Consider the following 7025-nt stretch of genomic DNA (forward strand, 5'->3'; position numbering starts at 1 on the left):
TACGGAAGCGAACCAAGCGCTCCTCAACTCTCTCTCCCGGTTCAAGAGGCATGCGCTCATCGTCGACCATAATCAGCATGCCGTTGCGGACGACCACAGGCCGTTTGGAGGCGAAATAAAGCGGGACGACTGGAACATTTTCTTTCATAATGTATTGCCAAATGTCGAGCTCGGTCCAATTCGAGAGCGGGAACACACGGATTGTTTCGCCAGGCCCAATTCGGGTGTTATAGGTCTTCCACATCTCAGGGTGCTGGTTCTTCGGATCCCAAGCGTGCTGATTGCTGCGGAGGGAGAAAATGCGCTCCTTCGCGCGGGATTTTTCCTCATCGCGACGCGCTCCGCCGAAAGCTGCGTCGAACCTATACTTCTCCAGTGCCTGATGCAAACCGATGGTCTTCATCACATGGGTGTGAACATTGGACCCATGGGTGAACGGATTGATGTTCTGCTCAATTCCGTCGGTGCTAACGTGTACCAGCAGGTCGATGCCGAGCTCCCTTGCCACCCGATCGCGGAATGCAATCATCTCCCGAAACTTCCACTTGGTATCCACGTGCAGGAAAGGAAACGGCGGCTTGGCCGGGTAGAATGCCTTCATGGCCAAATGGAGCATGACGGATGAGTCCTTACCTATGGAGTAGAGCATCACCGGATTCGAGAAAGTCGCTGCGACTTCCCGAAGAATATGAATAGCTTCAGTTTCAAGGCGCTGAAGGTGAGAAAGCGACATTAGAGAGAATGCCTCAGTGATTGATGGATGGTTGAACAAAGCGATCTAACTATACACGTCATTACCTTCAAAGAATCTCGCGTAAGTTCCGCCTGCAAAATGGCGCCGCAACTCGTAAACATTCACTACCGTTTGGTCGAGTGGGCGCGTTTCCTGGCGCTGGAGGACGGCGCGACCAGAAAGCTGGAGCGCTGGAACCCCCAGGAAATCCCAAATCCTTGTTAAGCAAGCGGCGGGATCGTGAATAAGATTCTCGTACTCGATCATAAGCATGTTGGTCGGCGCGAAGGAGTGCGCAACCTTGGCGTGGAAATCGTCGGCAGTCTTAAAGTAGGCCTCGCAGGCGGCGACAGACAATCTGACGCGCGGCGGAGCCACTTCGCTGTCCGAGCCGAATCTCAGCCATTGGCGGGTCTGCCTTGCCTGCATCAGCGATCGAAGCGATTCCAATGTGTTTCTACGAACGACGAGGATGACCTTGAGGCCTGGCCAACGGGTCAGCTCGGCAAGCAAGTCCGGGCGATCGTGAAACTGAGGTTCATTGATCTTGCAGCCAACATGCGTCACCTTGGTCTTGTCGCCCCGCGTTGGATAGCGCAGGTAGGCACACTCGAGGAGCTCGTGATCGCTGCGTAGCAGGCGGTCCCTATCGGGCCAATTCGTATCATACGTGTTGAGCACCTCACCGTTGCTCAACACGTTCGGATGCTCGTTTAGCAATTCTTCCAGATAGTGCGTGCCAGTCCTTGGCATCGCAAGAATTACGAATGGATCAGGCGACGGTGTGGAGTGGGTCATTGCATCTTCCTCCAGATCAGATTGGTCGCGACGCTTCCGGTAACTCCCATTACAAGACTCGTGGCTGTCATAGTTCCACCGGCTCGTTCAATGGTGAGGAGGCAGGAGGATTACAAATTCGCACTCAGGCAACGCTGCAAGCCACGGGACAGTGCGATAACTGTCTGGTCGCGCAGACCGGCATGTATGCCGGCCCGTAGGGCTGCGTCCAGTGGCACGTGCGCCGCGGCATCAGTGTTCGGCTTTCCCCAACTCGAAGTGCCCAAGCCGAGCACGCTTACCTTCGGGCATCTATGGCCCAGTTCGCGATACCGCACCGTGTATCTCCTCAAGTTTATCACAAGTCGTGTCAACGCATTTGGCGTCGACGAAGCAAACGTTGATGCAACAGCGCCACCGATAGGAAGAACGCCAATACTATGTATATACAAAGTACACCATTATGCAGGCCGACGCTGTCGGCCGGGCGGCCAAGCATTACCGGGCGAATGAGGTCGATGGAATGAGCTAGCGGCAAGAAGGCCACTACGCGTTGAAAGCCGCCGGGAAGTTGAGTGACCGGAAAGAGCGCGCCGCACAAGTACATCATGGGTGTAAGGATGAGCGTCTGGTAAAACACGAAATAATCGTAACGAGGCGCAAGTGCTGTGACAACCATTGCCAGGCCAGCGAAGGCGAGACCAGTGAGGGCGATGGCCGGCAGCGCATAGGGGATGGATGGCCACGCTGCATAGCCCAACGTGGCGGCAACAATCGTGATACCCGTCCCGGCCAGAAAGGCCTTGCTGGCTGCCCACATCAATTCACCGAGAACGATGTCACCGAGCGTGAGCTGCGTGCACAGAACCGCTTCCCAGGTGCGCTGGGCGTGCATGCGAGCGAAAGTCGCATGAATCGTTTCGAAGGTGGCGGAGACCATCGCGCTTGTCGCAGCCATGCCAGCCGCCAGAAACGCGATGTATGAGGCTCCGTCAACGCGACCTACCACTATTCCGAGACCCAAGCCGAGGCCGAACAGAGCGCTCATAGGTTCGGCGAGGTTCCCAAGAACCGATGCGAGCGCGACTTTCCGCCACGCCAGATAGTTGCGGCGCCATACCGCGACCCAGTTCCATGCATTGGCGGGCAGCGCCGCCGCATACCATCCCCACATCGTTCAGTCCTTCATCTCCCGCCCGGTCAACCGTAAAAAGACATCCTCAAGATTCGGCGGACGCTGCAGTAGGCGTAGACCCGTGCGCCCGCGCAGCTGCGCGCGCACCTGTTCCGGATCGGGCGCATAGCAAAAGAGCGTTTCTCCGCTCACCTCGATGCGCTGCGCGTACGGCCTGATCAGCGCACGCAGCTCATGCGGATTGCCGCCGTAGATCTCAATCACGTGGCAGCCGATTTGCTCGTCGATGAGAGCATGAGGGCGGCCTCCGGCGATGCTGCGCCCTTCTTCGAGCACACACAGCCGGTCGCACAATCGCTCGGCCTCTTCCATGAAGTGGGTTGTCAACATAATTGTCTTGCCGCGCGCCAGCAGCAAGCGCAGACGTTCCCAGATCAGGTGGCGCGCGCGCGGATCGAGGCCGGTAGTCGGCTCGTCCAATACAAGCAACTGCGGGTCATTGATCAGCGCGCGCGCAAGCATCAGGCGCCGCTTCATGCCACCAGACAGGTCGGCCACGCGCGCGTCCGCCCTGTTCTCGAGGCGGGCGAACTCGAGCAGCGACGGGATGGCTGCTTCGACCTCATGTTTGCTCATGCGGAAGTAGCGTCCGAACACAAACAGATTCTCGCGTACCGTGAACTCGACGTCAAAGTTGTCGAACTGCGGTACCACGCCGATGCGCATGCGTGCCAAGCGGGCGCGTGCCGGCACTGGCATGCCGAGCACCGTAATCGTACCTGCGTCGAACGGTGCCATGCCGAGGACCATACGCGTAATCGTGCTTTTGCCCGCGCCGTTCGGGCCCAACAGGCCAAAGCACTCTCCCGGCGCAACGGTGAACGACAGCCCTTCGACAGCGATCTTGCCGCCATGCGACTTCATTACACCAGCAAAGTCGATTGCTACTGTGGACATGTGCTCATTCTACAATCGCTCACGCCATGACATGGAGCACCGTGAGCCTTTGGCGGTCGGGCGGTAGATTGTCTCTGGATGCGCCGGCCACGCATCCGACTGCGGGTGCATTTGTGATAGAACCTTGAGAAAGCGTCGGCCGCAGCATTTGCGTGTGACGCTCCTGTTCGAGCGGATTGCCGTTGAGCGGCCACGGGGCGGAGGCAGCCAATTCCCGCGAGGGCAATCAACATTCCTCGCGTCCTGCCTCATGCCGCGACCTCCTAGGTATTGCAGACACATGGGTGGCTGCGAGTCCGTCAGATGTGGCCAACGTTAAGGAATCGCGCGTAAGATCGAGCCTACAAAAGGGCGCTGCAATGCCCGACGAGTCTGTCGCGCTTGATCCGGTAATCGGGCTTTGGACAATAGCCTGCTTTCTATCTCTGTCTGGTACGTCGTTGGCAGAGCTACGCGACAGCCAATCGCTAGTACTCAATGTACACAACGCATAGGCTTTCACTGGGAGTAGGAGAATGAGATTGATGGGCGTGTGCAGAGCGTAACTGAGGAATCGAAGTTGGCGAGCACGAAGCGCTGTCACGCTGCAGCGTACTATGGTCATGGAGGCAATTATCAGGCCTGTCCACCACGGCACTGAGGCCGTCAGTGTGAGCTGCGCGAGTCCCGCTAGTGCCGACAGGGCGAGAAATAGCGGTCCGAGATTCTGACCGACTACGTCTAGCGCGAGATAGCGGTCGAGGCCGGGCAGCAGGCGCAGCGCGAGCAATGTATCCCGGTAGGTGCTCCGTGCCCAGCGGAGTTGCTGGCGCGGATACGACCCAAGCCTATCCGGGACGACTGTTGCCGCAATGGCGTCCGGGACGTACTCGGTTCGAAAGCCTGCCTTCAGCATGAGAATTGTGAGATGGCGATTCTCCCCGAAGTTGCTTGGAATGCCCCGAAACAGTTGCGTCTCGTACTGATCTAGCAGCAAACGGAGCGCGGACCGGCGGTATATAGCACATGGGCCGCAGCAACACATAACAGCGCCGAAGCGGGCCTGCGCTGCGCGTTCCTCATTGCAGGCAAGCCAGTACTCCATGTCAATTAGCCGCGTCAGCCAAGTGTCGCTTCGGTTGCTGGCCGTCAACTGTCCCATGGCCGCTCCGATCGCTGGATCCTGCATCTTCAGTACGAGCTTCGTGACCACGTCGGACGCGATTATCGTGTCCGAGTTGACGTTGAGCACCAAATCTCCGGATGAGCGGCGTATCGCGACGATCTGCGCCTTGCGCTTTCCGATATTTTCGTCGAGCAGAATAAAGTTGAATCTCGGGTCGTGCGTGTAGGCATCGTGTACAGATTCCACCTCGTTGCGGTTGTTAGAGCAGTCATCGATCACATAGGCTTGAAGTACTCTGGGGTAGTCTTGGTTTGCAACGGAGGCTAGGCACGCCGAGAGCGTACGCGGGTCCTCGTTGAAGCAGGGAACGATGACATCGACGCTCAGCAGTCGGCGGGAGCCGACCAGATCGTTTAGCGCGGATGAAACGTGTGTCGGCAGTGCATACCCCAGCTGCACGGTTCTATATACAGTTGAGATCAACGCATAAAGCGAGACGGCGACAGTGCTGGTTGTGGCAAGCAGGTCCATAAGATGTCATCCTAATCAGGGATGGTAAGGAAGCGGGCGGATTGCAAATCCACGCTCACGCAATGCTGGAATCAGACAGGAAAGCGCCACGACGGTCTGGTCGCGCAGACCGGCGTGAGTGCTCGGTCTCAACTCGTCGGGGGGACACCCGTCGTGCAAGAGCACAATTGCGCCCGGCTGGACAGAGGCGAGCACGGTACCGACAATGGCATCGACTCCAGGGCGGGACCAGTCTCGCGGATCTACTGACCAGTGAATGGCCGCCAATCCAGCGCTCGCTGATGTAGTGATCACTTCTTCAGTCCAGATGCCATACGGCGCCCGCATGTGCCGGACCAGGCCTTGTGGGCAGGCCGTCCTGATGGCCCTGTTCGCCTCACGTATCTTGTTCTGGACGTCGCCAGGTCCGCATCTGGACAGGTCCGGATGGGTCATCGTATGGTTTGCGACCTCGTGCCCTTCCGCGAACATTCGTCGGATTAGGTGCGGCTGGTCTGTCGCGTATGCGCCGATGACGAAGAAAGTCGCTGGCACCCGGTGTTCCGACAGCACATCGAGGACCTCCGGTGTGCAATGTGGATTAGGACCATCGTCAAACGTCAAATAAACGCTGCGACGGCCGGTGCCGTCTGCGCACGCACGGCGCACTTCGGGTAAGCTGTCGATGCGCCTCATAGCTCTGGCCCGTTCCAATCAATTACCGTCCCGGACGGCCAATCGCACATCGACCGTCCAATCGGTAAAACCACGATGAGTACATCCTCGATGCGCGTTGAGGGCTTGTCGAGACGCGCATCTGGAAGGGTGGAACGCACGCAGACTCCCGACACAATGGTCGCCAGACCGTGCCGGCTGAACCTTGCAACATGGTTCTGCAACGCGTGCCGAACTGTGCCGAAGCCAAACGGAACTCCAAGCTCCTGCAGGACTGGATGCAGGGCGCGAATTGAGTGACCGATTCCGAGTCCCTCAAGATCCGGACGGACGCCGTACAATCCTAGTTCGGCCACTAGTACGTCGACCGCGCCAACCTTGATGAAACGGCGCAACAATCCCAAATGCGCCGCGACACCGCGGGGGTCATAACCGATTGCACGGAGCTCAGGCCTCGCGCCGGCCCAACTCCGACTGCCTTCGAATGGCTTTGCATTAAACGCCCCAGTCGGGCCAAAGGTCTTTCGAAAGAACTCGGCAAGTTCGACATGGTCGGCGAGTTGCAACTCATTTTCCCAGCACAGCCTTCACCGCAGCTGAGAGCGCATGGAGATACCTCCTCTTGCTTGCTAATTTCTTGAAGCACGCATCTCGCAGTCGATGCAGCGGCGCGATTGTTTGCCAAGCTAACGCGAAGAGGAGGGTTGGCTCAATTATACGGATATATGTAGCCGATATATTGAGGGGTCGAGGTAACTATACGAAAGTTTACCGTTGATAAGCGTCTACGCAAGTTGGCGTGAGCTTGTCGCGTCAATCCGGCGCGATGAAGCTTACGCAGGCCGCCGAAGTACGTGGCCGCAATGGATATTCACCCCTGTTGATGCCCGGCGGACACCTGAGTTGTTTCGCCGGGCCAATGCGAATATGGACAACCATGCGTATAGTCCTGAATTCTGATTCTCCAACCTGGGGGCAGCGCAAGATGTGTTCCTGACTGAGCGCCGGCATTATCAACCAAACACAGCTACCTTTGAAACGAGGTCGATCCCGCCGGCCTTCGTTCGACGCATGTCCCGTCCAATCGCGAAGCGGAACACCGCTGGCAGTTGCAAGGCAGGCGGAATTCTCGC

Annotated in this window: 8 protein-coding genes; all 8 read right to left on the reverse strand. The window is 57.9% G+C overall.

Features of this window, described 5'->3' with window-relative positions; genetic code table 11:
* The coding region (gene cysD, locus FS320_RS34850) for a sulfate adenylyltransferase subunit CysD (RefSeq protein ID WP_152716956.1) at positions 1 to 733 on the reverse strand (733 nt) is incomplete at its 3' end.
* A 45-nt stretch (positions 734 to 778) separates the two neighbouring features.
* Positions 779 to 1531: a sulfotransferase gene (locus tag FS320_RS34855; RefSeq protein ID WP_152716957.1), complete on the reverse strand. Its 753-nt coding sequence runs from the start codon at positions 1529 to 1531 to the stop codon at positions 779 to 781.
* Between the two features lie 349 nt (positions 1532 to 1880).
* A complete protein-coding gene (locus tag FS320_RS34860; RefSeq protein ID WP_152716958.1) occupies positions 1881 to 2684 on the reverse strand; it encodes an ABC transporter permease in 804 nt (267 codons plus the stop codon).
* A 3-nt stretch (positions 2685 to 2687) separates the two neighbouring features.
* On the reverse strand, positions 2688 to 3602 hold the full coding sequence (gene nodI, locus FS320_RS34865) for a nodulation factor ABC transporter ATP-binding protein NodI (RefSeq protein ID WP_152716959.1): 915 nt from the start codon (positions 3600 to 3602) through the stop codon (positions 2688 to 2690).
* Positions 3603 to 3621: 19 nt separating this feature from the next.
* On the reverse strand, positions 3622 to 3828 hold the full coding sequence (locus FS320_RS34870; protein WP_152716960.1) for an SAM-dependent methyltransferase: 207 nt from the start codon (positions 3826 to 3828) through the stop codon (positions 3622 to 3624).
* On the reverse strand, positions 3829 to 5238 hold the full coding sequence (gene nodC, locus FS320_RS34875) for a chitooligosaccharide synthase NodC (RefSeq protein ID WP_152716961.1): 1410 nt from the start codon (positions 5236 to 5238) through the stop codon (positions 3829 to 3831).
* A 15-nt stretch (positions 5239 to 5253) separates the two neighbouring features.
* The gene (gene nodB / locus FS320_RS34880; protein ID WP_152716962.1) at positions 5254 to 5913 is read right to left on the reverse strand and encodes a chitooligosaccharide deacetylase NodB; all 660 of its coding nucleotides are present in this window, start codon (positions 5911 to 5913) and stop codon (positions 5254 to 5256) included.
* Positions 5910 to 6476, reverse strand: coding sequence for a NodA family N-acyltransferase (locus tag FS320_RS34885; protein WP_244627583.1), 567 nt, complete (start codon positions 6474 to 6476; stop codon positions 5910 to 5912). The genes nodB and FS320_RS34885 overlap by 4 nt, the downstream gene beginning before the upstream one ends.
* Positions 6477 to 7025 lie beyond the last annotated feature (549 nt).

Origin of the sequence: Microvirga tunisiensis (assembly GCF_009296175.1) — a bacterium.
Taxonomy (GTDB): domain Bacteria; phylum Pseudomonadota; class Alphaproteobacteria; order Rhizobiales; family Beijerinckiaceae; genus Microvirga; species Microvirga tunisiensis.